Consider the following 24,351-nt stretch of genomic DNA (forward strand, 5'->3'; position numbering starts at 1 on the left):
CTTATGAATTAACGTATATTATGAAACGTCAGGAGGAAATCAGAATGAAAGAATTAGAACTGAAATATGGCTGTAACCCGAATCAGAAACCATCTAAGATCTATATGGCAGACGGCAGTGACCTTCCGATCAAAGTGCTGATGGGAAGACCTGGATACATCAATTTCCTGGATGCATTTAACGGCTGGCAGCTGGTAAGAGAATTGAAAGAGGCAACCGGACTGCCGGCAGCGACTTCTTTTAAACATGTTTCACCGGCAGGTGCAGCAATCGGTCTGCCGATGTCTGATGTCCTGAAAAAAATCTACTGGGTAGATGACATGGGTGATCTTTCACCGCTGGCATGTGCTTATGCAAGAGCAAGAGGTGCAGACCGTATGTCTTCTTTCGGAGATTTTATTGCACTGTCCGATGTCTGCGACAAAGACACTGCCATGCTGATCAAACGTGAAGTATCCGACGGCGTGATCGCTCCGGGTTATAGCGAAGAAGCACTGGAGATCCTGGCACAGAAGAAAAAAGGAAATTACAACGTAATCCAGATCGACGAAAATTATGTGCCGGCAAAACTGGAGCACAAACAGGTATTTGGTGTTACCTTTGAGCAGGGACGTCAGGATCTGAAGATTGACGATGAGCTGCTCTCCAACATCGTGACAAAAAACAAAGACATTCCGCAGAATGCATTAAATGACCTGAAGATTTCTCTGATCACACTGAAATACACACAGTCCAACTCCGTATGCTATGTAAAAGACGGACAGGCGATCGGTATCGGTGCCGGACAGCAGTCCCGTGTACACTGCACACGCCTTGCCGGACAGAAGGCTGACAACTGGTGGCTGCGTCAGTGCCCGAAAGTTCTGAACCTGCCGTTCATCGAAGGCATCCGCCGTGCAGACCGTGACAATGCGATCGACGTTTACATCGGAGACGAGTATATGGATGTACTGGCTGACGGAGCATGGCAGAAAGTATTTACCGAAAAACCGGAAGTATTCACAAAAGAAGAGAAACGTGCATGGCTGGATCAGATGCAGGACGTAACACTTGGTTCTGATGCATTCTTCCCGTTCAGCGACAACATCGAGCGTGCTCATAAGAGCGGTGTAAAATATATTGCAGAGCCGGGCGGATCCGTAAGAGATGACCTGGTGATCGAGACATGCGATAAATATAATATGGCAATGGCATTTACAGGAATCCGTCTGTTCCATCACTAAAATCGAAAAAAGCTTGACGAAACCCAAGGTGCGTAATAAAATAGCTGATAGAGCAGGATACGTGCAGGGCAAACAAGTGTATTTTGCGTATGGACATGAAAGATGAGGAGGATTACTATGACACCGTACAAGGATTTGAGCAGAGAAGAGCTGCTTAAGGAAAAAGAGAACCTGGAACAGCAGTTCGCAGAGATAAAGGCCAAAGGATTGAAGCTGGATATGTCCAGAGGAAAACCTTCTACCGCACAGCTGAATCTGTCAATGGGAATGATGGATGTACTGGACAGCAATGCAGATCTGGTATGTGAAGAAGGCGTTGACTGCAGAAACTATGGCGTACTTGATGGTATTAAAGAAGCAAAAGAGCTTCTGGCTGATATGACAGAGGTATCTCCGGACAATATTATTATTTATGGAAACTCAAGTCTGAACGTTATGTACGATACGGTGGCACGTTCCATGACTCATGGTGTAATGGGCAGCACTCCGTGGTGCAAACTGGATAAAGTAAAATTCCTGTGCCCGGTTCCTGGATATGACCGTCACTTCAAGATTACAGAGCACTTCGGTATTGAGATGATCAACATTCCGATGCATGAAGATGGACCGGATATGGATATGGTTGAAGAATATGTCAACAACGATCCGGCAGTCAAAGGTATCTGGTGTGTGCCGAAATATTCCAACCCACAGGGTATCACCTATTCTGATGAGACAGTACGTCGTTTCGCAAGACTGAAACCGGCAGCAGAAGACTTCCGTATTTACTGGGACAATGCATATGGTATCCATCATTTATATGAGGATAAACAGGACAACCTGGTTGAGATCCTGATGGAATGTAAAAAAGAAGGTAATCCGGACATGGTTTACAAATTCTGCTCTACATCCAAAGTAAGCTTCCCGGGTTCCGGTGTAGCTGCAATCGGTACTTCCAAAGCAAACATTGCAGATATTAAAAAGCAGATGACCATCCAGACCATCGGTCATGACAAGCTGAACCAGCTGCGTCACGTAAGATTCTTCAAAGATATCCACGGCATGGTGCTGCATATGAGAAAGCATGCAGACATCCTGCGTCCGAAATTTGAAACTGTATTGAGCGGACTGAAAAATGAGCTGGGCGGACTGGAGATCGGAAGCTGGCTTGAACCGCGCGGAGGATACTTCATTTCCTTTGATTCACTGCCTGGCTGTGCAAAAGCAATCGTAGCCAAAGCAAAAGAAGCGGGTGTTGTTATGACCGATGCCGGTGCAACATTCCCGTATGGAAAAGATCCGCAGGATTCCAATATTCGTATCGCACCGTCTTACCCGACACCGGAAGAGCTGAAAACGGCAACAGAAATCTTTGTACTGAGCGTAAAACTGGTAAGTATCGATAAGATTCTGGAAGATAAATAAAAATTTGAGAAAACAGAGCCATGGCTGACTTTAAATGAAGTTGGTTATGGCTCTTTTTATCGGAAAATTGGTTGAACTGAGAAAAAAGAGATGTTATACTGAAATACATAGAATGATGAGTCAAGGAATAAATGGACACGGGCAGAGGAGAATACAATGGAAGAAAATGTTTTTATGACGGGAGGGAAAGTTCTTACACTGGAGGATTATCTGCAGTATGATGCGGGCAGCAGAGGCAATCTCGGAGAAGAGCTTCCGGTGATGGTTTACCGTCTGCTGGAATATTCCCTGAAAGAGGAGCTGATCGGACAGTTTGGAAAGGAAAAGCAGATTGAGATTTTCCGCAATGCCGGACGCAAGGCGGGAGAATATTTTGCAAAGAAAATGCTGAATCTGGATCAGCCGCTGGATCAGTTTGTAAGTGAGCTTCAGAGTAAAATGCAGGAATTAAAGATCGGTGTGCTGCGTATCGAAAAGGTAGATGAGGAGAGCGGAAAGATCATTCTCAATGTGTCAGAGGATGCGGACTGTTCCGGACTTCCGATCCTTGGCGAGACGGTATGCAATTACGACGAAGGATTTATCGGCGGTATTTTAAGCATGTATTCTGGAAAGTTCTATACGGCAGTAGAGGTAGACTGCTGGGCAACCGGTGACCGCGTGTGCAGATTTCATGCAAATATAGAAGACGAAAAATAGGAGCATAGTCATGGAGGATAAAAACAGCGAATTATTGTTTGAATACCTCAGAAGCATCCTGTATGATAAAAAAATTCAGCCGCTTGATGTGGAACAACTCGATGAGCCTTTTCGGAAGCTTGGCAGGGGACTGCAGTATTTTGCAGAGACGTTTACAGAAACAAAACAGTACGCAGCAGCCCTTTCGAGAGGAAATCTGTCGGTGCAGCCGCCTCCGCGGGAGAATTTTTTGTGCGAAAATTTAAAAAATATCCATGCAAATCTAAATCATCTGACCTGGCAGGCAAAACAGGTGGCAAAGGGTGACTATTCTCAGACAGTATCTTATCTCGGGGAATTTTCAGAGGCATTCAATACGATGACGCAGCAGCTGAAGGAGCGGGAATTAAAACTGAAACAGGAAGCAGAGCGGGAAAAAATACATGCCGGGATGGTAGAAACTTACAATCAGCTTCTGGTAGAGATGATCGACCGCAGCGAAGAGGAGATTTTCGTGACCAGTGCCGACGGCAGGAGGATTCTGTACTGTAAAAAGAGGAATGACAGAAGTATTGACCGGAATGAAGTTTACCAGATGTGTATTCGGTTCGCACAAAAACACCGGTCGGAAGAGAGCAGAGATTCTTTTGAATGGATATGGGAAGCAGAGGATTCAAGACATCATTTTTATAGGATCATTACCGGATATATGCAGTGGCAGGGGGAACAGGCCTTTCTTTATATTATCCGGGACGTGACGAAAGAGAAGCTGCGGGAAGAACGTCTGAGGATGGAAGCGAACCGAGATGGGCTGACACAGATCGGAAACCGTCACTATTTCCTGGAGAAGGCAGGGGATATGCTGAAAGAAGAGAGCAGTCTGACTTTCTGTTACTGCGATCTGGATCATCTGAAATATATCAATGATCAATACGGACACACAGAAGGGGACTGGTATATCACGTTTTTTGTTGAGACGATCCAAAAACACATCCGAAAAGAAGATGTGTTTGCAAGGATTGGAGGAGATGAGTTCTGCGTGATTCTGTATAACTGTCCCTACGAGATGGCAGAGCGGAAAATAAGGAAAATACAGAAAGAATTTTCATCCGGGCAGACAAAGGAATATCCGAAGAGTTTCAGTTGCGGTATCGTAGAAGTAGAGGGCGGAAATGAGGAGCTGCAGGTCAGGGATATTATAAAACAGGCAGATCATGAAATGTACCTCCAGAAAAAAGAACATAAAAAAAAGTACCGGAAAGAACTGAGTGTGATCAGTATATCGGAGGACTAGGGAGCAGTTATGGACGATCTGAATTATAACGTTGCAGTTAATTTAAAGCGGATCCGCAGGGAAAAAGGGATGAGTCTTGAGGGAATGGCTGAACAGACCGGGGTGAGCAAAAGTATGCTGGCTCAGATCGAAAAAGGGATTGCAAACCCTTCTCTTGGTGTGATCGGAAAGATTATCGGCGGACTTCACATTGAATTTCAGGAGTTGATAGAGGATGTGTCTCCAGGGTCCAGACTGGTGCATATAAAAGAAATGGAGCCGACAAAGGAAGTAAGGGGCGAATATAAAATATGGAACTGTTTTCCTTATGAAAATAACTGTGTGGCAAAGATTTACCGGATTGATATGGAACCGGGGGCAGAATATACCGGCAGCAGTCAGGGGAAAAAGACAAGAGCATACATTTCTGTGCTGGAAGGCGAAGTAAAGATCCGGTGCGGCGAGGAAGCATACCTGGTCGGAAAAGAGGATGTGTTTTGCCTGGAGATGGACCGGCAGCACAGTTACCGTAACGACACGGCAAAACGGATCAGTCTGATCTGTTTTTTTCCGGACTGCCATAAAAGATATTGAAAGAAAAGATAAAATACCGCAGGAAGCGAAAGAAGCGTTTCCTGCGGTATTGATTTTTGTGGAGAAGATGTTTTATAATGGGCTTTAACACAAAAAAAGAAAAGAGGGCAAAATATGATTTTTACGATTTTAGTCTGTTTCTTTGCCGGAATGGGAGCCGGCATCGGAACCGGGTTTGCCGGCATGAGTGCGGCAGCTGTGATCAGTCCGATGCTGATCACTTTTCTTGGCATGGATCCGTATCAGGCAGTCGGTATCGCACTTGCCAGCGATGTGCTCGCCAGTGCGGTCTCAGCTTATACTTACGGCAAAAACAAAAACCTGGATGTGGCAAACGGAATCGTGATGATGGTCACGGTACTTTTATTTACGCTGGTGGGCAGCTATATCGCAAGTCTGCTCCCGAGTAGGACCATGGGCGGATTTTCGATGGTCATGACACTGTTGCTTGGTGTCAAATTTATCGTAAAACCGGTTATGACGACCAAAGAAGCCATGCAGGCAGTCTCAAAAAAGAAGCGTTTTATCCAGTCTGTGATCTGCGGCATGCTGATCGGATTTATCTGCGGCTTTGTCGGAGCGGGCGGCGGACTGATGATGCTTCTGATCCTGACAAGTGTGCTTGGCTATGAATTGAAGACCGCAGTCGGAACGAGCGTGTTTATCATGGCGTTTACGGCATTTACCGGTGCGGCTTCTCATTTTGCGATCGGCGGCATGCCGGATATCACCTGTCTGGTGCTGTGCGTGCTGTTCACGTTCCTGTGGGCAAGGATTGCGGCACGTTTTGCAAACAGGGCAAAACCGGAAACGTTAAACCGTGCAACCGGAGTGGTACTTGTGATTCTGGGGATTGTACTGATCGCATTTAAAATGTTGTAATTTCGGTCTGTTTTTCTTGACAGGTAGGTGTTTACTTTTTTTGGATACGTGCTAAAATAGGAATGTATTTTGAAAGCGGAACGCAAATGTCTGCTCTGCTGCAAAATACCGGGGATGATAACAGTATTTTTAAGAGGCAAAGGAAAAGTATATGAAGGAAATCACATTAAACGATGGACCAAAAAGAAAAAGAAGAAGAGACCGTTCAAGAACAGAAGGTTCAAGACGGGAAGGCTCAAGAGAAGAACGGCACAGAAGAGCCGAAGGACTGGAACAGCCGCAGAGAACACCGGGATCAGAAAGAAGCCGGAGAGAAGGAAGCCAGGGAAGCCAGGGAAGACCAGGAAGATATGAGCAGCATCCGGTAAAACCGGAACTGCCGAAAAAGAAACATTCCAGAACACCTCTTATCGTGGCCGGCATTGTTGTCCTGATCATGGTTGCTGTTTATCTGGGATTTGGCGTTTACTATATGGACCGTTTCTTTCCGGGGACGACGGTAAACGGCATTGATGTGTCCGGCAAGACCGTAAAAGAAGTAGAAAATCTGGTTGCAAACCAGGTGCAGGATTATGTACTGCGGGTGCATGAAAAAGACAACAAGACCGAACAGATCGACGGTGCGGATATTCAGTTTGAGTATGTATCAGACGGTGCGGCACAGCAGCTGAAATATTCACAGAACTCTTTTTTATGGATCAATGCATACTTCCATCCGCAGGAGTATACGATGACGACTCCGACGGTTTACAATAAGGCAAAGCTCAAAGAAGCGATGGAAAAACTGGATGCTTTTGACAGCGATAAAGTTACCGAACCGAAAGATGCCTATATTGATGAAACGTCTTCCGGATTTGAGATTGTGGAGGAAGTGGAAGGCAATCAGCTGGATGAAGATAAAGTCTATGAGCTGCTCTGTCAGGCAGTGACGGACGGCAAGACCGAAGTAAATCTGGAAGAGAGCGACTGCTATCTGAAACCAAAGAAGACCAGTGACAATAAAAAACTGAAAAAGAAACTGGCATCTTTGCAGAAATACTGGGATATGACGGTTACATATGAGATCGGAGATGCTTCCGATGTGCTGGATTACCAGACATTCAAAGACTGGATGACAGTAGATTCCAGCGGAAATGTTTCTTTTGACTGGAATCATATCGCAGACTGGATCGGACAGCTGGCAGACAAGTACGATACATTCGGTACCGATGAGACATTCCATACCTCACTTGGAGAGACCGTGACCGTAACCAGCATGAATTACGGCTGGAAGATGGATGAGGAGACCGAGGCGGCATGGCTGGATGAGACACTTAAATCAGGCGAATCTGCGACAAGACAGCCACAGTGGCTGGAAAGTGCCATGGCAAGAGGGGAAGAAAACGATATCGGCGATACCTATGTGGAGATTGATATCACCAACCAGCGTATGTGGTTCTACAAAGACGGACAGTGTCTGGTTGATACTCCGGTCGTTACCGGCGATGCGACAAAAGACGGTTACGAGACTCCGCTAGGACTTTATTGCCTGTTTGACAAGGAAGCAAAGGCGATCCTTCGGGGAGCCGACAACCTGACCGGCAAGAGCTACAATACACCGGTTGATTACTGGATGCCGTTCAACGGCGGTGTCGGTATCCACGATGCAAAATGGCGTGCAAGCTTTGGCGGAACGCTTTATCAGGGAAATGGTTCGCATGGATGTGTCAATACACCGTGGGATCAGGCAGGTATTATTTTTGACAATATCGAGATCGGAACACCGATCGTTGTTTATAAGTCTTCGATCAATCAGGGCACCGGCTCTGTGGCAATCTCACAGCCGGCTGAGACCCGTGTGATCAACGAGCAGGGAGTGGAAGTCACCCCGGAGAGCAGTGCGGCTGATACAACGACAGGCACCACAACCGATACCATGAGTGATCCGACGTCGTATACAGCCATAGATGGGCAGTGATGAGCTATATAGAAAGAAAAAGACCGCAGAACTGCGGCATGAGGAGGAACATTATGAAAATTGTTGTTTTAGCAGGAGGTATCAGTACCGAGCGTGAGATATCGATCGTATCCGGTACACAGGTATGCAAGGCACTTCGAAGCAGAGGTCATCAGGCTATCCTGGTGGATGTCTATTTCGGAAGAGAAGATGCAGATCCGATGCAGGCATTTACCGATGAGTACGATGTCGATGCCGCAGCCGCTTATGCGAGAAGTTTTGACGGTCAGGTAGAGAAGAGCATTCAGGAAGGAAAAGCATTCTTTGGCACCAATGTGATCGCACTGTGTCAGGCAGCAGATGTTGTGTTCCTGGCACTGCACGGCGAGAACGGTGAGAACGGAAAAGTACAGGCAGCTTTTGACCTGCTTGGTATCCGTTATACGGGAAGTGGTTATCTGGGAAGTGCGATTGCCATGGATAAGGGACTTTCCAAACAGCTTTTCTGGCAGAATGAAGTTCCGACACCGGCAGGATTTATCCTGAGAAAAGGCGAGGATATTTCGCTTGAGGCACATGGCATGACACTTCCGTGTGTTGTAAAACCGTGTTGCGGAGGTTCCAGCGTCGGCGTTACGATTCCGAAAACACAGGAAGAATACGAAGCAGCAGTTGCAGATGCATTTTCTTATGAAGATGTGATCGTTGTGGAAGAATATATCAAAGGTCGTGAATTTTCAGTCGGTGTCGTGGACGGAATAGCTTATCCGATCATTGAGATCGCACCGATTGAAGGCTTTTATGATTACACGAACAAATACAAAGCCGGAAGCACCGTTGAGACCTGTCCGGCCGTTTTGACGAAAGAACAGACAGAGCAGATGCAGGCGTATGCGGTGAAAGGGTTTAAGGCACTGCAGCTTGACAATTACGGAAGACTGGACTTTATGATGTCCAAGGACGGCAAAATGTACTGTCTGGAAGCCAATACACTTCCGGGCATGACACCGACCAGCCTTCTGCCGCAGGAAGCACAGGCACTTGGCATGGATTTTGCAGACCTCTGCGAGAAACTGATCGCTGTATCAGCAAAATAAAAGAACAGAGAGGTATTTTTAACATGAAAAATATGTCCCTTGAAAAAATAGCTCAGGCTTGCGGAGGTGTTTACCACGGAAGCGAAGAGATGAAACAGAGTATTGTAGAGAGTATTACCACAGACAGCAGGCAGGCAGCAAAGGGCTGCCTGTTTGTGGCAATTCCGGGAGAGCGTGTAGACGGACACGACTTTATCCCATCTGTTTTTGAGAAAGGTGCACTGGCTGTTTTAAGTGAAAAAGAGCTGGAAAACCCGGCAGGACCGTACATTCAGGTTGCATCTTCTCTGGAGGCAGTCAAAGGGATCGCCGAGTACTACCGGCAGCAGCTCGATATCAAAGTAGTCGGTATCACCGGAAGTGTCGGAAAGACCAGCACAAAAGAAGTGATCGCATCGGTTTTAGCTCAGAAATACAATGTGCTGAAGACCCTTGGCAATTTCAATAACGAGCTGGGGCTGCCGCTTACCGTTTTCCGTCTGCGAGATGAACATCAGATCGCAGTCCTTGAGATGGGCATCAGCCATTTTGGAGAGATGCATCGTCTTGCCAAAGTAGCCAGACCGGATATCTGCGTGATCACCAATATCGGACAGTGTCATCTGGAGTTTTTAAAAGACCGCGACGGTATTTTAAGAGCAAAGACGGAAATCTTTGATTTTCTGAAAGAAGACGGCTGCATCATTTTAAATGGGGACGATGACAAGCTGGATACGATCGAGGAAGTAAAAGGCATCAAACCGATATTTTTCGGTGTGGAAGGACAGAAGCCGGTCTATGCCGATGAGATCGAGAGCCTGGGGCTTTCCGGTATTGCCTGCACGATCCATGCAGACGGAGAGAGCATCCGTGTTACCGTTCCGATCCCGGGATGGCACATGGTACTCAATGCACTGGCAGCGACGGCTGTCGGCAGGGCACTGGGACTGACCATGCAGGAGATCAAAGCCGGCATCGAGGCACTGGAGCCGGTTGGCGGAAGATTCCATATCATTAACCATGGAGATATCCAGATCATCGATGACTGCTACAATGCAAATCCGGTTTCCATGAAAGCATCTCTGGACGTGCTGCGAGATGCAAAAGGCCGTAAAGTGGCGATCCTTGGTGACATGGGGGAGCTTGGAGAAAACGAAGAACAGATGCATGCAGAAGTCGGATACCATGCGGCAAAGAACAAGATCGATCTTCTGATCTGCACCGGAAAAATCAGCAGCCATATGGCAGAAGCAGCCATGGCAAGCGGCGGCTGTGGCGAAGTGCTGCAGGTTCCGACGATGGAGGCACTGCTGACCTGTCTGCCGTCTCTGATCCAGAGCGGGGATACCGTGCTGGTAAAGGCATCGCATTTCATGCATTTTGAAAAAGTAGTGGAAAAATTACAGGAAATATAGAAACAAATAAAACAGAAAAAGCTCCGGCGGAATGTGATTACATTCTCGCCGGAGCTTTTTTGGCTTATGTTTGTTGTTATACCAGTGACTGATTTTTGGATATGGTATTCTGAATGATCTCCTGACAGTGGGCACCGAGGAATTTTTTCTGTTCCTTTGGCAGATCCTTCGGATAGATCGGCTCGCCGTATTCCAGAACCACATGTGCAGAACGGATAAACGGTCTATGGGCTTCGAAAATATTTCTCGTATTGTTGATTGACATTGGAATGATCGGATATCCGGTCTTTTCTGCCATTTTCAGACTTCCTTCTTTAAATGGAAGAAGCAGTGTATCATCCGATGCTTCGTTGCGTGTGCCTTCCGGGAAGATACACATGGAAACACCATTTTTCATCTGATCGATTCCTTGTAAGATCGTCTTCAGCCCTTCTTTGATATCAGATCTGTTCAGGAATAAACAATGCAGCCGTTTCATCCAGCTGGAAAGAAGCGGGATTTTTTTCATACTGTCTTTTGCAACGTAACCGGTCAGTCCCGGGCATCTTGCGTAAGTCAGAACCACGTCAAAATAGCTTCTGTGGTTGCCAACGTACAGAACAGGTGTATCTTTTGGAATACGATCTTCGCCGATCACAGTTACTTTCGTACCGGAAACAAATAAGATCAGTTTAAACATAAACTGAACAATACGCAGTGAAGAAATATCACGGGCGTAAGGGTTGAACTTTCCAATGATCCACTCAACGATCAGAATCGGGATGGACAGGATCAGAAAGGCAACGATCAGAATTACAATGAGCAGAGAACGGATCATAAACTTTTGCTCCTTCCGCGACCGAATAATTCAGTAGTACTCTTCAGCCAGTTCACACGATCCTGCGTAAGAGCGGATGCTTCATAGCGATAAGCCCAGTTTGCGAAAGCAGAACCCGGTGTGTTCATGCGGCAGGAAGAATCCTGCATAAACAGATCCTGGATTGGGAAAATCGCATATTTTGCAATGCTGCCCATGCACATCCGGATGAAATCCAGACTGATGATGCCGCCGTCGCAGTTGCAGTAGCGGCGGATTTTGTCTTTCTGCGGTTCTGGAAGATTCTGATACCAGCCGGTTGTCGTGTCGTTGTCATGTGTTCCGGTGTAGCAGATACAGTTGGTTGTTGTAAGATTGTGCGGATGATAATCACTCTCATCCAGTCCCTCAAAAGCAAACTGAAGGATCTTCATACCAGGGAAAGAAAACTCATCACGCAGTTCTTCCACTTCCGGAGTGATCACACCAAGATCTTCTGCCCAGATCGGAAGATCCTCGCCGAGCTCTTTCTGGATAGCCTCGAACAGTTTTTTGCCCGGGCCTTTTTTCCATTTACCGTTTACAGCAGTCTCTTCATCAGCCGGTACGGACCAGTAAGCTTCGAAGCCGCGGAAATGGTCGATACGCAGGTAGTCAGTCAGCTTCATCTGCATTTTGATACGGTCGATCCACCAGGAATAGCCGTCAGCTTCATGGTGTTTCCAGTCGTAGAGCGGATTGCCCCAGAGCTGTCCGGTTGCACTGAAATAGTCTGGCGGAACTCCGGAAACCTGAAGAGGATGACCTTTTGTATCGAGCTGATAGAGCTCTTTGTTTGCCCAGACATCGGCACTGTCGAAAGATACGAAAAACGGAATATCGCCGATGATCTCGATGTCAGCTTCATTTGCATATTTTTTCAGTTTCATCCATTCACGGAAAAACAGGAACTGGATGAATTTATAGTATTTGATCTGTTCTTTGTATTCTGTCTCAAAAGCAAGACGCACCTTTGCGGTCGGAGTGGTCATCTCGTCATCCCATTCCTGCCAGGATCTTCCCTCATGAGCATCTTTACATGCCATAAATACGGCATAATCGTTCAGCCATTTTTTGTTTTCCAGACAGAAATCATCGAACTCTTCCAGCAGGAATTTGTTCGGTGTGTGATGGAAGGTCTGGAAAGCCTTTTTAAACAGACCGTTCTTGTAGTTCAGTACAGCACCGTAATCGACTTTCGCTGCATCAAACTCCGGGATCGGATAGAGATCGTCCTTTGTGATCAGTTCCAGATCAACCAGGTCATCCGGGCTGATCAGCAGAGACTGTCCGGCAAAGGCAGAAAAGCTCTGATAAGGAGAATCGCCGAAACCGGTCGGTCCAAGCGGCAGAACCTGCCATAAACTCTGACCGGAAGCTTTCAGAAAGTCGATAAAGTCATAAGCCCCCTGGCCGAGATCTCCGATACCATATGGGGAAGGGAAGGAAGTCGGGTGAACAAGTACACCCGAAAGTCTTGTGTGCAGTGTATTCATTGGTATGCCCTCTCTTTAAGATATAATAGTTTTTTATAAAAAGATGCCATGCAGCTTTTACTTCTGGCATCTTGAATACTGGATACATACGGATTGCTCCGCTGCCATGCAGCTTTCGCAATCCTGCAAACATTCGGAATCCACGGATTTACTGCGTAAATCGTTACTTCCTCATGTTTTCACGGTCTGCCAATACAGCCACTTTATCCTGCAAGCAGGAACAGTGTCTGTGTTTTCAGACCTATGTATCCAGTATACCGTATGGTATAGAGAAGTGCAAGGTAGAATTTGTGAAAATGCACAAAGGATTCTTTTCTTTTAGGGGGAGATATGATATACTGGACGGACATCAGAAATATAGAAAATAAAAATTAACAGCGAGTTACGGACCTCTCCTTTTCGGCGGGGATAACGACTGCGCGGAAAGCAGGTAAGGTCTATGTACTTAATGATTGATAATTATGATTCTTTTGTGTACAATCTCAGAGCCTATTTTGAGGAGGCTGGACATGAGATTCTTGTTGTGGAAAATGACGGCATTACGATTGGTCAGATCCGTCAGATGAAACCGGAGGGGATCATCATCTCCCCGGGACCGAAAACACCGAAGGATGCGGGCATTTCAGCAGAGGTGATCCGAAAGTTTGCAGGTGAGATCCCGATCCTTGGCGTCTGTCTCGGTCATCAGACGATCGGCTACGTGGCAGGTGCGACTGTGAAAAAGGGGACACGCCCGATGCACGGCAAATTAAGCCCTCTGACACACTCAGGGGAGGGGCTTTTTCGGGGACTGCCGCAGGATTTCCTGGTGACAAGATATCATTCGCTGGTGATCGATGAGGCGACGCTGCCGCAGGAGTACCAGGTGGATGCAAGGACAGAAGATCAGGCTGTGATGGCGATTTCTCACCGCACGTATCCGATCTACGGCGTGCAGTTTCATCCGGAGGCGGTGCTGACACAGTACGGTCACGAACTTCTGGAGAATTTCCACTGCATCTGTCAGCTGTGGCAGCAGGAAAGAACGGAGGTGTGTTATGCATAAGATCCGGGAAATCAGAGAATATCCGCCAATCCATGTTTTATTTTCCAGATGGAAAGAGGAAAAGGACATCGTTTTTTTGGATTCTTCTCTGGAAAATAGGCTGGGGCGCTACTCCATCATCGGGCGTCTGCCATATCAGAAGCTGGTACAGGACGGAGATAGCTTTTGTGTGAATGACGAAAAGCAGAAAATGACTTTTGAGAATTATCTTCGCACTTATTTGAAGGAACATCCGGACAGCAATGAGAGTGACCTGCCGATCGTTTCCGGTGCGATGGGCTATGTTTCATATGATTACGGAAGAGAGAAAGAAAACGTAGCGGCCAGACATCCAAAAGAGGTGGATATGCCAGATGTGATCCTCTGTTTTTATGGTAATTTTATCATTGAGGATCATCAGGAAAAACGTTTTTATCTTGTGGCAAACGGTCAGACCAAAGAGGTGGATACGCTGCTTGACGATGTGGAAAACACAGTTGCAGAAACGTATACTCTGTGGAAAAACGGTCAGATTCCGGGAACAAAGGATGATCACAGTGAGATCAGAGTCACGCCAAATTTCACAAAAGAAGACTATAAGCAGGCGGTGCAGGATATGATCGACTATATCGTCGAGGGTGATATCTATATTGCAAATATGACGCAGCATCTTACTGTGGAAAGTACTCGTACACCTTACGATGTTTTCTGCTCACTTCGCAGAGACAATCCTTCTCCGTTTGGCGGCTATTTAAATTATGGGGATCTGCAGATCGTCAGTGCATCTCCGGAGCGTTTCTTGCAGATGCGTGACGGTGTTGTGGCGACCAGACCAATCAAAGGTACCAGAAAACGCGGAGCCACCAGAGAAGAAGATGCGGCGATGAGAAAAGAACTGGAAGAGTCCGATAAGGATAAGAGCGAACTTCTTATGATCGTTGATCTGGAGCGAAATGATCTGAACCGTGTCTGTATGCCGGGCAGCGTCAAAGTGACGGAAATGTACAGCATCGAGACGTATGCGACGGTCTTTCATCTGGTATCGGAAGTTCAGGGAAGACTTGCGGAAGATAAAAATGTTGTGGATCTTCTGGAAGCAGCCTTTCCGGGCGGATCCATCACCGGGGCACCGAAACTGCGTGCGATGGAGATCATTGAAGAACTGGAGCACAGCCGACGCAATCTTTATACCGGCTCGATCGGTTATCTGACGCTCGACGGTGACTGCGATTTCAATATTGTGATCCGCACAGCAGTACATAAAAACGGAAAGTACTATCTCGGAGTCGGAGGCGGCATCACCTGCGAATCGGAGACAGAGTTTGAATACGAAGAGACGCTTCAGAAAGCAAAAGCTGTTCTGCAGGCGTTGGAAGGGAGAAAAGAAAGTGATAAAATATCTGTTGTTTGACCTGGACGGAACGATCACGGACTCCGCAGACGGGATCACGAATTCCGTTTCCTATGCACTTGGAAATCTGGGGATTTCCGAAGAAAAGAGCAATCTTTACCGTTTCGTGGGTCCTCCTCTTGTAGATTCTTTTAAAGAATTTTATGGGTTTGATGAAAAAAAAGCAGAGGAAGGCGTGCGTCTTTACCGTGAATATTATGCCGTGAAAGGTATTTTCGAAAATAAAGTTTATCCGGGAATCACGCATTTGCTGAAAAAATGCAGAGAACAGGGCAAAAAAGTGATTCTGGCGACCTCCAAGCCGCAGATTTACGCAAAACAGATACTTAAGCATTTTGAACTGGCAGAGTATTTTGATGATATTCAGGGAAGTTCCATGGATGGAAGCAAAATCCACAAAGAAGATGTGATACAGTCGGCACTTTCGGACAATCAGATCACGGATATGCAGGAAGTGCTGATGATCGGGGATCGCAAACACGATGTCCTCGGCTCCGGCAAATTCGGGATTTCCTGTGTCGGTGTACTCTATGGATACGGCAGCAGGGAAGAACTGGAAACGTGCGGTGCAAAATGGATCGTGGATACGGTCGAAGACCTCGAAGCTTTTCTGGAGCGTATCTGAAAGGGGCAGGAAATGCAGAATAAAACAGAAGAAAAGAAAAGTGGCGGATCAACGGTTCTGGCGGATGACGGGTTTTACTTTGGCATCGGAGCCTTTGAGACGATCGCTGTGGAAGAAGGCATACCGCAGCTTCTTGCCTGGCATCTGGAGCGGCTGCGTGACAGCCTTGCATTTTTCGGAATTGACCAGAGCGTAGAGGATCAGGAAGTGCTTGCTTATCTGAATGCCTGTCCACAGTCGGAAGAAAAGCAGCACGGAGCACTCAAGATCACAGTGACGGCACAGAATAAGTTGTTTGGACTGAGAAAAAACACTTACTCAGAAGAACAGTATCAGAAAGGATTTCGGCTTGGATTTTCCGAAATCAGACGAAATGAGACTTCACCGCTCACATACCATAAGACGCTTGGGATTGCAGACAACATTATGGAAAAGCGAAATGCAAAAAAAAGCGGGCTGGATGAAAAGATTTTTCTCAATCAGAAAGGGCAGATCAGCGAGGGCTGTACGACAAACATCTTTTTTATTCAGGATGATAAACTGGTCACACCGCCCGTCAGCAGCGGGATGCTGCCGGGAGTGATGCGGAGATATGTTATAAAAGAAGCCGGAAGAAGGGGAGTACTTCTGGAAGAAAAAGAACTGTATCCGGAGGAAATCAGTAAGTTTAACGGATGCTTTGTGACAAATTCACTGCTTGGCATGATGCCGGCAGCAAGTTTTGGAGAACAAAAGTTTGACACAGCGAAAGTTTTACACTTTATAGAACAAATTTTGTAGCAAAATAAGAACAGGGATCGTTATATCAGATGAAAGATGACTCCCGTTTCTGTCGGCGGCGGGTAGCAAGCTTGTATCAGTAACGGGAATCCATCTCCCATCTGATATAGCCTCCGGCGGATTGCAGAGGTGCACAGAAGAATATCTCATGCGATGCATGACGTGCACCTCGCAGTAAGAATGCCAGAGGCACTCTTGAATAATAAGAAGCAGCGTGGCTGCAAGGGGAGAAAAAATGTTACTACTGATAAGCGGGCTTGGTGACGAAAACACAAAACTGGAGTTTGGGCAGATTTATGAGAAGAATTACCGCACCATGTATTATGTAGCTCTGAAAATTCTGAAAAACAAAGAAGAAGCGGAGGATGCCGTTCACGGTGCATTTGTAAAACTCGCAGAGAAATATGACACTTATCGGCATCTGACATCGCAGGAGATGACAAGCTTGTGTGTGATCATTGTAAAAAACAAATGTCTGGATATGCTGCGTGTATCCAAAAGCGGTCTCCAGTCCGATTTGGAGAAAGTGGATTATGCACTCCATGGCGAGAAGGATCAGCCGCTGGAAAATGTGATACAGGAAGAGGGAGAAAAGGAGCTTTTAGAGGCAATGAAGATTCTGCCGGAGAAGCTTCGTCTGGTGCTGGAGCTTCGCTATTTTCATGAATACAGCAACGGCGAGATTGCAAAGATTCTGGATATCAGCAAAAAGAACGTGGAGATTCGCCTGTATCGTGCCAAAAAGAAAATGAAGGAGGTGCTGCAATATGAAAGAGAGCGACAGAAAATTTGAGAAATTATTAAAAGAAGCAGTTTGCAGCTACCATAAAGAGGAGATGGATGCTCTGCCTTCAGAAGAAGAGTTACAGGATATTCAGCTGTCCGATGATTTTTACCGGAAAATGGACGGGCTGGTTAAAAAACAGAAACGCCGGTGGCAATATCGCTTTGTACGCTATGGGGCAGTTGCGGCAAGCTTTCTGCTGTTTACCTTCGGTACGGTCGGAGCGGCTGCTTATGCACTTATGGGAGCGGAGAATTTCAAAGCATTCTTTAAAAAACATGCAAAAGAATACCATGTCGCAGACAGTGCGGTGATGGATCTGGAACAGCTGACAGACATGGCTGTGACAACCGCAGGTACAGTCTACGAGGACGATAATATCCGTCTGGATCTGAAAGGGCTGATCAAGAGCGGCAACCGTTTTTCCATGATCGTGGAGGGGACGTTAAAGCAGCAGGATCAGATTGTGACAGCAGGCGGACCGCAGGAGGAACATGCTTACGGCTTTCTGAATACCGATGTGAATGCAGAGCAGGATCTGATGGCAAGTGGTGCTTATTATTATCAGGAGGACGATAAGAGTCTTGCCTCAAACCAGTTTGTTTATGTGACAAATTATTCGGCAGAAGCCGGGTTTGACAGCGATCAGTATGAATTTACCTTCGAGGATTTCGGTTACTATCAGGAGGATGGGACAGAAGACGAGGCAGAAAGTACCGATGATGAAGTATCTGCTTATTCTGCTTTGGAAGATTCCGGGATATTGGAGAATCCGGTTTCCATCTGTTCCGGAACCTGGAAGTTTACTGTGGATATGGATCAGGCAAAGGATATTTCCTATAAGAAGGTCTGTGATCAGACCGTCTCTGATGGAGAAGATGACGTCAAGATTAATCGCATAGTGCTCTCTCCGATGGGATGTTCGATTTATATGACACTGCCGCAGTCGCAGAAAGATTCCGGCAAGTATTTTGACAACGTCCATATCCGCCTGAAAAACGGCAGTCTGTTATCCGAAGAATACTATGAAATGGGGATTGCGGACTGTGAACTTTCCGGTGATGACGAAGCAGCAGATGCTGTGAAAGTTTCCAGAGAACTCGATTTTGACTTTCGCGTGCCGATCGACATCAGTCAGGTAAAGGCGATCGAGATTTTCGGTGAATCCATCGAAGTTGAGGCATGCAAATAATATTCCGTGCAGATCAAAGCGGAAATATTTCGTTCAGGCATAAATAAAAAAGACAGACCGTATACTGTTCCAAGGAAGCGAAAAGGGCAAAAAATGATCAGAACAGTAAAAAAGGTCATCGTATTGTTATGCTGGATACTTCTTTTTGCCGGGATGAGCGGATGTCTCTCGGGTGGAGCACAGGAAGAGCGGATTTCCGTTGCATTTCAGGTGGTTGCTTTTGACAAAGCACCGCAGAAGTTACAGGAGATCATCGAAGAGCATAAAAAAGAAGAGATCAAAATGACCTGGGAGGGCGATGAAGGCAGATACATCATCCGGGGATACGGCGAGCAGCCGACCGGCGGATACAGCATCCGTGCCGATGCCGTGGAGCTTATGGGCGACGGGCTGCATGTGACGACCACACTGATCCCGCCACAGAAAGAGCAGGCGGCAGCGGAGGCATCGTATCCATGCATCATCCTGTTGATCGAGAACATGGATCAGGAGGTCACGTTTGAACCATAAAGCGTAATAAGGGGAACTCCTTTCGCATACATTGATTTGAGATGATGCGAGAGGAGTTTTTTATGGAAATCGTCAAAAAGAAAATTCGGATGAGCCGTCAGAGAAGTCAGGCAATGAATCAGATCACGCTGGAAGAAGATCTGAATGTCCCGGACAGTAAAGCAGATGTCACAGGAATCATCCAGCACCGTGCAAAAGTCCGGGTAGAAGAGAGCAAGATCATGGAAAATCAGATTCTGGTAAGCGGAAATCTGGAAGTGTGGATGCTCTGCCTGGCAGAAGGAGAACAGCATCCCGTTTACCGTCTTCAGGCAAAACTGCCGTTTTCGGAAAAGCTGAACCTGGAAGGGGCAAAGCCGGGAGATAATGTCAGTCTGAAATGGAAAACCGAGGATATTCGGATCAGTCTGATCAATTCCAGAAAGATCAGTATCCAGGCACTCGTGACGTTTGAAGCATCCGTTGAGGAGCTTTATGATACGCAGGCGGCCGTGGAAGTGAAAGAGATGCCGGATGTCAGTGTGCGTACAAAGAAGATTGAGCCGCTCTCCATGGCAGTACAGAAAAAAGACATTTTCCGGATCAAAGAAGAGATCAGCTTATCTTCCAACAAACCGAACATCGGTGAGATTTTATGGGACAGCGTGCAGCTTCGATCGTGGGATGTAAGACCGGGAGACGGCGTGCTGGATATCCGGGGAGAATTGTTCGTGTTCGTACTTTATGCTGCGGATGATGAAAATGGAAGCAGACAGTGGATCGAATCCGCCCTTCCGTTTCAGGGACAGATTGATTGTACCGGCTGTCGGCCGGAGATGGTGCCGGATATCGAGGTGACGCTTGCAGAACGGACGCTGGAAGTGCGGCCGGATTACGATGGAGAGGAAAGAATCCTGCAGCTCGATGCCGTTCTGGAGCTTGACATCCGCATTTATGAAGAAGATACCGTGCAGATTTTAGAAGATGTCTATGCACCGTCAAAAGAGCTGACGCCGGTCTTCGGGGAAGAATCTTATGAAAGCCTGCTGATCCGAAATTATGCAAAGAGCAGAATTTCAGATCGAATCCGTATTTCAGAGAACAGTCCACGTCTGCTGCAGATCTGCCATTGCCGCGGAGAGGTCAAAGTGGATGAAATCGCAAAGACTGAACAGGGCATCAAAATGGAGGGAGCCATCGAGATTTCCGTTCTGTATATCACAGCGGACGACGAGCATCCCTTTGCACTCGTGACCGGTATGATCCCGTTTTCACATCTGATGGAAGCAGAAGGCATCACCAGTGAATGCCGTTTCCATCTGCATCCGCAGATCGAGCAGCTTTCCGCATCCATGTCAGGGGAAGAAGTGGAGATCAAAGGAACCCTGAGCCTGAATCTGTTTGCTGTTCGGATCATGCACCAGAACTGTATTCTGGATATCGAAGAGAAAGAGCTGGATCTGAAAAAACTGCAGGAACGCCCGGGGATCGTCTGCTATGTGGTACAGCCGGAGGATACCTTGTGGGACATTGCGAAAAAGTATTACACCACATCCGAACATATCAGAAACATGAACCATCTGACAGAAGAAATCCGGGCAGGACAGAAACTGCTGATCGTGAAATCAGCGGTCCTTCATACGGCCTCCTGAGAAAAGAACAGCAAAACATCCTATTGACGATTTTGTATTTTTAGTGATACAATATAGAGGAAATTGTATACAAAATGCAAAAAATGATGCTAAGAATCAAATTCAGATATGCATTTTATGGAAAAACAGAACATTCCTTTGAATCTGGCATCATGAAAATAAAAGTAATTCAGAGAGATACAGAGGTGCAAATGAAAGAAATCAAACTGAAAGCAATGGCAAAAATCAATCTTGGACTGGATGTCACAAGAAAAAGGGAAGATGGCTACCATGAAGTCCGCATGATCATGCAGAGCATTAACATGTATGACCAGATCAGGCTCAGTCCTTTGGAAGAACCGCAGATTCGTGTGAAGACCAATGTCAGTTTTTTGCCGGTCAATGAAGACAATCTGGTTTACAAAGCAGCGAAGCTTCTGATGGATGAATTTCAGGTCACTTCCGGTGTGGAGATCGACCTTCGAAAATTCATTCCGACTGCAGCCGGAATGGGTGGCGGAAGTTCGGATGCGGCAGCGGTTCTGGTCGGTGTGAACCGTATGTTTCAGCTTGGGCTGACCAAACGGGAGCTGATGGAGCGTTCTGTGGCGATCGGTGCGGATGTACCGTTCTGTGTGCTGCGTGGAACGGCACTTGCGGAAGGAATCGGTGAGATTTTAACCCCGCTTCCGTCTCTGCCGAAATGTTTTGTTCTGATCGCAAAACCGCCGATCAACGTGTCCACGAAGTTTGTTTACACCAACCTGAGAGCCAACGAGCTTACCTGTCATCCGGATATCGACGGACAGATCCGGGCTTTGCAGGATGGAGACCTGGAAGCAGTCTGTAAAAAAATGGGAAATGTGCTGGAAACGGTTACCATACCGGCTTATCCGATCATCCAGACAATCAAAGATAAAATGATGCAGTGCGGTGCGGTAAACGCCATGATGAGCGGCAGCGGTCCGACAGTATTCGGCATTTTTAACGAGCGTGAGCAGGCAGAAAAGGCGGCCGAACTTCTGCGTGAAGAAGACAAGATCCGACAGATGTTCGTAACCACAGCTATGTAAAGATGGCTGGATTGTGGGCACAGGAAACCATTCGCAGGGTATCCAGATAAAAGATATGGAAAAATCAGAAAGATACGGAGGAAAATAAATGACAGGTGATTTTCAACTGGAGATGAATGAATACCTTCCACTTCGGGATGTTGTGTTCCAGACTTTGCGGCAGGCGATTTTAAAAGGAGAACTAAAACCGGGCGAGCGACTGATGGAGATCCAGCTGGCACAGAAACTGGGCGTGAGCCGCACTCCGGTGCGAGAGGCAATCCGCAAGCTGGAGCTGGAAGGTCTGGTGCTGATGATTCCGCGAAAAGGTGCGGAAGTTGCAGAGATCACGATCAAAGATCTGGAAGATGTACTGGAAGTGCGTGCCGCACTGGAAGAACTGGCAGTCTGCGATGCCTGTGAGAATATCACAGAAGAGCAGATACTGGCATTAAAAGAAGCAGCAGATAACTTTCAGGCAGCTCTGGAATCCGATGACCTGGTAAAATGTGCGGAAACCGATATGGCATTCCATGAGATCATTTACAGTGCGACCAACAACAAACGTCTTTTGCAGATCCTGAATAATTTAAGGGAGCAGATGTATCGTTACCGCATGGAATATCTCAAAGAGCCAGGCACACATAAATTGCTTTTAAAAGAGCACGAGGCGATTTACAGTGCACTTAAAAAGCACGACAAGGCAGAGGCGGGCAGTGCGATCCGTATTCATATCGAAAACCAGAGACGTTCGATCATCAGCAGCCTTCGAGATGCGGGAAGAATCACAGAACAGGTATAAAAAAAGAAAACTGGTAAATAATAGGAAAGAGTGAACAGGAAAACACTCTTTCCTATTTTTTTGGAAGGATTGTGAGAGTACGGAGTACGAAACAATCCGTAGGTATCAAATATGATGTCCAGGGTTGAAAGGTCAGAATGTCATTCTTGCCTGCTGTAGGACATCAAAATAGTATATGCATCAATTTGTGTGAAAAAAGAGAAGTCAAACATGAGCCAGGAGGATAGGCGGATGCGAATTTCACTACATCTTTCGGAAAATCAAAATGAGGTGCAAAAGCAGATCGAAAACTGTGCCGACATCCTTTTTCGCCCTTTGCTGATTGGAGAAAAGGAGAAAACAGAAGCCTTTCTGATTTACATCGAGGTGGCGGTCAGCAATCTGATGCTGGAGGATTCGGTCATCGGAAAACTTTTAAACCGACTGCTTTCGATGGATACAAAAGAAATCTACGGCACGCTGGAAAACAACAGCCTCGGGATTTCTGATACAAAAGAGCTTTTTACGCTGGAAGAAGCGATGGCGGCCATGTTTGCCGGGAATGCAGTACTGTTTGTGGATGGTTACGACCGGGCGATCAAGATCGGAAGCAAAGGCTATCCGGGAAGCGGTGTCCAGAAAACGGATTCAGAAAAAGGTCTGCGAGGCTCCAAAGAAGCATTTTCTGAGTCTGTAAAGATGAATACGGCACTGATAAGAAAACGAATACGCAATGCAAAAATGAAAGCGGAAGAAAAACAGGTGGGGCGTTACTCTGCCACTACAACGGCACTTTTGTATCTGGACGGTGTCGTTTATCTGCCGATCTGTGAAGAGATGAGAAAGCGGCTGAATGCATTTGAGGTGGATGGCATCGAGGATGGCGGAATGATCGAATATCTGACAAGGAAAAAGAAAGAAGGGCGATTTCCGGTTTATCAGACAACGGAACGCCCGGACAGGGCAGCTCAGGCAATTCTGGAAGGACGCGTGGTACTGCTGACGGACAATTCGCCGGAAGCCCTGATCTTTCCGGCAACGTTAAACAGCCTGTTTCAGACGGCGGACGATTACTACCGTAATGAACGGATCGTCACTTTTCTGCGGCTGATCCGTTACGTGGCGGCTTTTCTGGCACTTGCTCTTCCGGGGCTTTATGTGGCGGCGGCAACGTTTCATCCGCAGCTTCTGCCGGGCAATTTGATCCGCTCCATGGCGGAGGCAAGAAGCGGCGTGCCGTTTCCGACGGCAGCGGAAGTCCTTCTGATGGAACTGTCCTTTGAACTTCTGCGGGAAGCCGGGCTTCGCATGCCGGGACCGGCGGGCAATACGATCGGCATCGTAGGCGGCCTGATCGTCGGACAGGCGGCGGTCAGTGCCAATCTGGTCAGTCCGATCACGGTGACGGTGGCGGCTCTGACGGCACTTGGCTCCTTTTCCATACCAAACGAAGAACTCTCCGAAGTATTCCGGCTCTGGAAATATGGAATCCTGCTTTTGGGCAGCTGCTTTGGGATTCTGGGCGTGATGCTTGGCTGTTTTCTTCTGCTGATGCTGATGGCAGAGCAGGAAAGTTACGGAATTCCCTGGCTTTATCCTTATGTGGGCGGCAATCTCAATGAAAGGGCAGATGAAAAAGATTCCATGTTTCTGGCAGCAGCGAGGAAACGGAAACGCAGACCGATCTTTGCAAAATGGGGAAATCGCATCCGGTTTCGCAGAAAATCCTGAAATACAGAAATTCAAGAATGTCACTGGCATTTTGGATGT

Annotated in this window: 22 protein-coding genes; 20 read left to right on the plus strand and 2 right to left on the minus strand. The window is 46.9% G+C overall.

All coding sequences use genetic code 11. From position 1 onward, the window contains the following. Positions 1-44 precede the first annotated feature (44 nt). The 9 genes from GPK60_RS02990 (at position 45) to murF (ending at position 10,481) form a co-directional block, all read left to right on the plus strand. Entirely contained in the window at positions 45-1,223 is a 1,179-nt protein-coding gene (locus tag GPK60_RS02990; RefSeq protein WP_173866260.1) for a phosphoribosylaminoimidazolecarboxamide formyltransferase, read from the plus strand. 117 nt (positions 1,224-1,340) lie between these two features. Continuing rightward, on the plus strand, positions 1,341-2,627 hold the full coding sequence (locus GPK60_RS02995) for an aminotransferase (RefSeq protein WP_147630939.1): 1,287 nt from the start codon (positions 1,341-1,343) through the stop codon (positions 2,625-2,627). A 156-nt stretch (positions 2,628-2,783) separates the two neighbouring features. Further along, positions 2,784-3,326, plus strand: coding sequence for a V4R domain-containing protein (locus GPK60_RS03000; protein ID WP_215658818.1), 543 nt, complete (start codon positions 2,784-2,786; stop codon positions 3,324-3,326). 10 nt (positions 3,327-3,336) lie between these two features. Further along, positions 3,337-4,599, plus strand: a complete 1,263-nt coding sequence (locus GPK60_RS03005) for a GGDEF domain-containing protein (RefSeq protein WP_215658819.1) — start codon at positions 3,337-3,339, stop codon at positions 4,597-4,599. Between the two features lie 9 nt (positions 4,600-4,608). Continuing rightward, positions 4,609-5,172, plus strand: a complete 564-nt coding sequence (locus GPK60_RS03010; RefSeq protein ID WP_173897556.1) for a helix-turn-helix transcriptional regulator — start codon at positions 4,609-4,611, stop codon at positions 5,170-5,172. Positions 5,173-5,286: 114 nt separating this feature from the next. Continuing rightward, entirely contained in the window at positions 5,287-6,054 is a 768-nt protein-coding gene (locus tag GPK60_RS03015) for a sulfite exporter TauE/SafE family protein (RefSeq protein ID WP_022118084.1), read from the plus strand. A gap of 151 nt (positions 6,055-6,205) precedes the next feature. Further along, positions 6,206-8,011 carry a L,D-transpeptidase family protein gene (locus GPK60_RS03020; protein ID WP_215658820.1) on the plus strand — a complete coding sequence of 602 codons (1,806 nt, stop codon included), beginning with the start codon at positions 6,206-6,208 and terminating at the stop codon, positions 8,009-8,011. Positions 8,012-8,064: 53 nt separating this feature from the next. Beyond that, on the plus strand, positions 8,065-9,087 hold the full coding sequence (locus tag GPK60_RS03025; RefSeq protein WP_147630945.1) for a D-alanine--D-alanine ligase: 1,023 nt from the start codon (positions 8,065-8,067) through the stop codon (positions 9,085-9,087). 23 nt (positions 9,088-9,110) lie between these two features. Then, positions 9,111-10,481, plus strand: a complete 1,371-nt coding sequence (gene murF, locus GPK60_RS03030) for a UDP-N-acetylmuramoyl-tripeptide--D-alanyl-D-alanine ligase (protein WP_215658821.1) — start codon at positions 9,111-9,113, stop codon at positions 10,479-10,481. Between the two features lie 76 nt (positions 10,482-10,557). On the opposite strand, the gene GPK60_RS03035 is transcribed toward murF, so the two are convergent. Then, entirely contained in the window at positions 10,558-11,298 is a 741-nt protein-coding gene (locus tag GPK60_RS03035; protein ID WP_215658822.1) for a lysophospholipid acyltransferase family protein, read from the minus strand. Next, on the minus strand, positions 11,295-12,812 hold the full coding sequence (gene malQ, locus GPK60_RS03040) for a 4-alpha-glucanotransferase (protein ID WP_215658823.1): 1,518 nt from the start codon (positions 12,810-12,812) through the stop codon (positions 11,295-11,297). The genes GPK60_RS03035 and malQ overlap by 4 nt, the downstream gene beginning before the upstream one ends. Before the next feature lie 439 nt (positions 12,813-13,251). On the opposite strand from malQ, the gene GPK60_RS03045 reads away from it, so the two are divergent. From GPK60_RS03045 to GPK60_RS03095, 11 genes are all read left to right on the plus strand, one after another. Then, positions 13,252-13,857: an aminodeoxychorismate/anthranilate synthase component II gene (locus tag GPK60_RS03045; protein ID WP_215658824.1), complete on the plus strand. Its 606-nt coding sequence runs from the start codon at positions 13,252-13,254 to the stop codon at positions 13,855-13,857. Then, positions 13,850-15,247: an aminodeoxychorismate synthase component I gene (pabB, locus tag GPK60_RS03050; protein WP_215658825.1), complete on the plus strand. Its 1,398-nt coding sequence runs from the start codon at positions 13,850-13,852 to the stop codon at positions 15,245-15,247. The genes GPK60_RS03045 and pabB overlap by 8 nt, the downstream gene beginning before the upstream one ends. Next, positions 15,225-15,872, plus strand: coding sequence for an HAD family hydrolase (locus GPK60_RS03055; protein ID WP_022118094.1), 648 nt, complete (start codon positions 15,225-15,227; stop codon positions 15,870-15,872). The genes pabB and GPK60_RS03055 overlap by 23 nt, the downstream gene beginning before the upstream one ends. 12 nt (positions 15,873-15,884) lie before the next feature. Beyond that, entirely contained in the window at positions 15,885-16,652 is a 768-nt protein-coding gene (locus tag GPK60_RS03060) for an aminotransferase class IV (protein WP_215658826.1), read from the plus strand. Between the two features lie 235 nt (positions 16,653-16,887). Further along, the gene (locus GPK60_RS03065) at positions 16,888-17,445 is read left to right on the plus strand and encodes a sigma-70 family RNA polymerase sigma factor (protein ID WP_215658827.1); all 558 of its coding nucleotides are present in this window, start codon (positions 16,888-16,890) and stop codon (positions 17,443-17,445) included. Next, entirely contained in the window at positions 17,420-18,628 is a 1,209-nt protein-coding gene (locus GPK60_RS03070) for a hypothetical protein (protein ID WP_215658828.1), read from the plus strand. Before GPK60_RS03065 ends, GPK60_RS03070 begins: the two co-directional genes overlap by 26 nt. A gap of 93 nt (positions 18,629-18,721) precedes the next feature. Continuing rightward, a complete protein-coding gene (locus GPK60_RS03075; RefSeq protein ID WP_215658829.1) occupies positions 18,722-19,138 on the plus strand; it encodes a protease complex subunit PrcB family protein in 417 nt (138 codons plus the stop codon). A 62-nt stretch (positions 19,139-19,200) separates the two neighbouring features. Beyond that, a complete protein-coding gene (locus tag GPK60_RS03080) occupies positions 19,201-20,769 on the plus strand; it encodes an SPOCS domain-containing protein (protein WP_022118099.1) in 1,569 nt (522 codons plus the stop codon). Positions 20,770-20,921: 152 nt separating this feature from the next. Next, a complete protein-coding gene (ispE, locus tag GPK60_RS03085) occupies positions 20,922-21,821 on the plus strand; it encodes a 4-(cytidine 5'-diphospho)-2-C-methyl-D-erythritol kinase (protein ID WP_346727704.1) in 900 nt (299 codons plus the stop codon). A gap of 88 nt (positions 21,822-21,909) precedes the next feature. Beyond that, positions 21,910-22,602 (plus strand): GntR family transcriptional regulator, encoded by a 693-nt coding sequence (locus tag GPK60_RS03090; protein ID WP_022118101.1) that lies wholly within the window; start codon positions 21,910-21,912, stop codon positions 22,600-22,602. Between the two features lie 231 nt (positions 22,603-22,833). After that, positions 22,834-24,312, plus strand: a complete 1,479-nt coding sequence (locus GPK60_RS03095; protein ID WP_252191275.1) for a spore germination protein — start codon at positions 22,834-22,836, stop codon at positions 24,310-24,312. Positions 24,313-24,351: the final 39 nt, after the last annotated feature.

This window comes from Ruminococcus sp. MCC718 (assembly GCF_018783905.1).
Taxonomy (GTDB): Bacteria; Bacillota; Clostridia; order Lachnospirales; family Lachnospiraceae; genus Hominisplanchenecus; species Hominisplanchenecus faecis.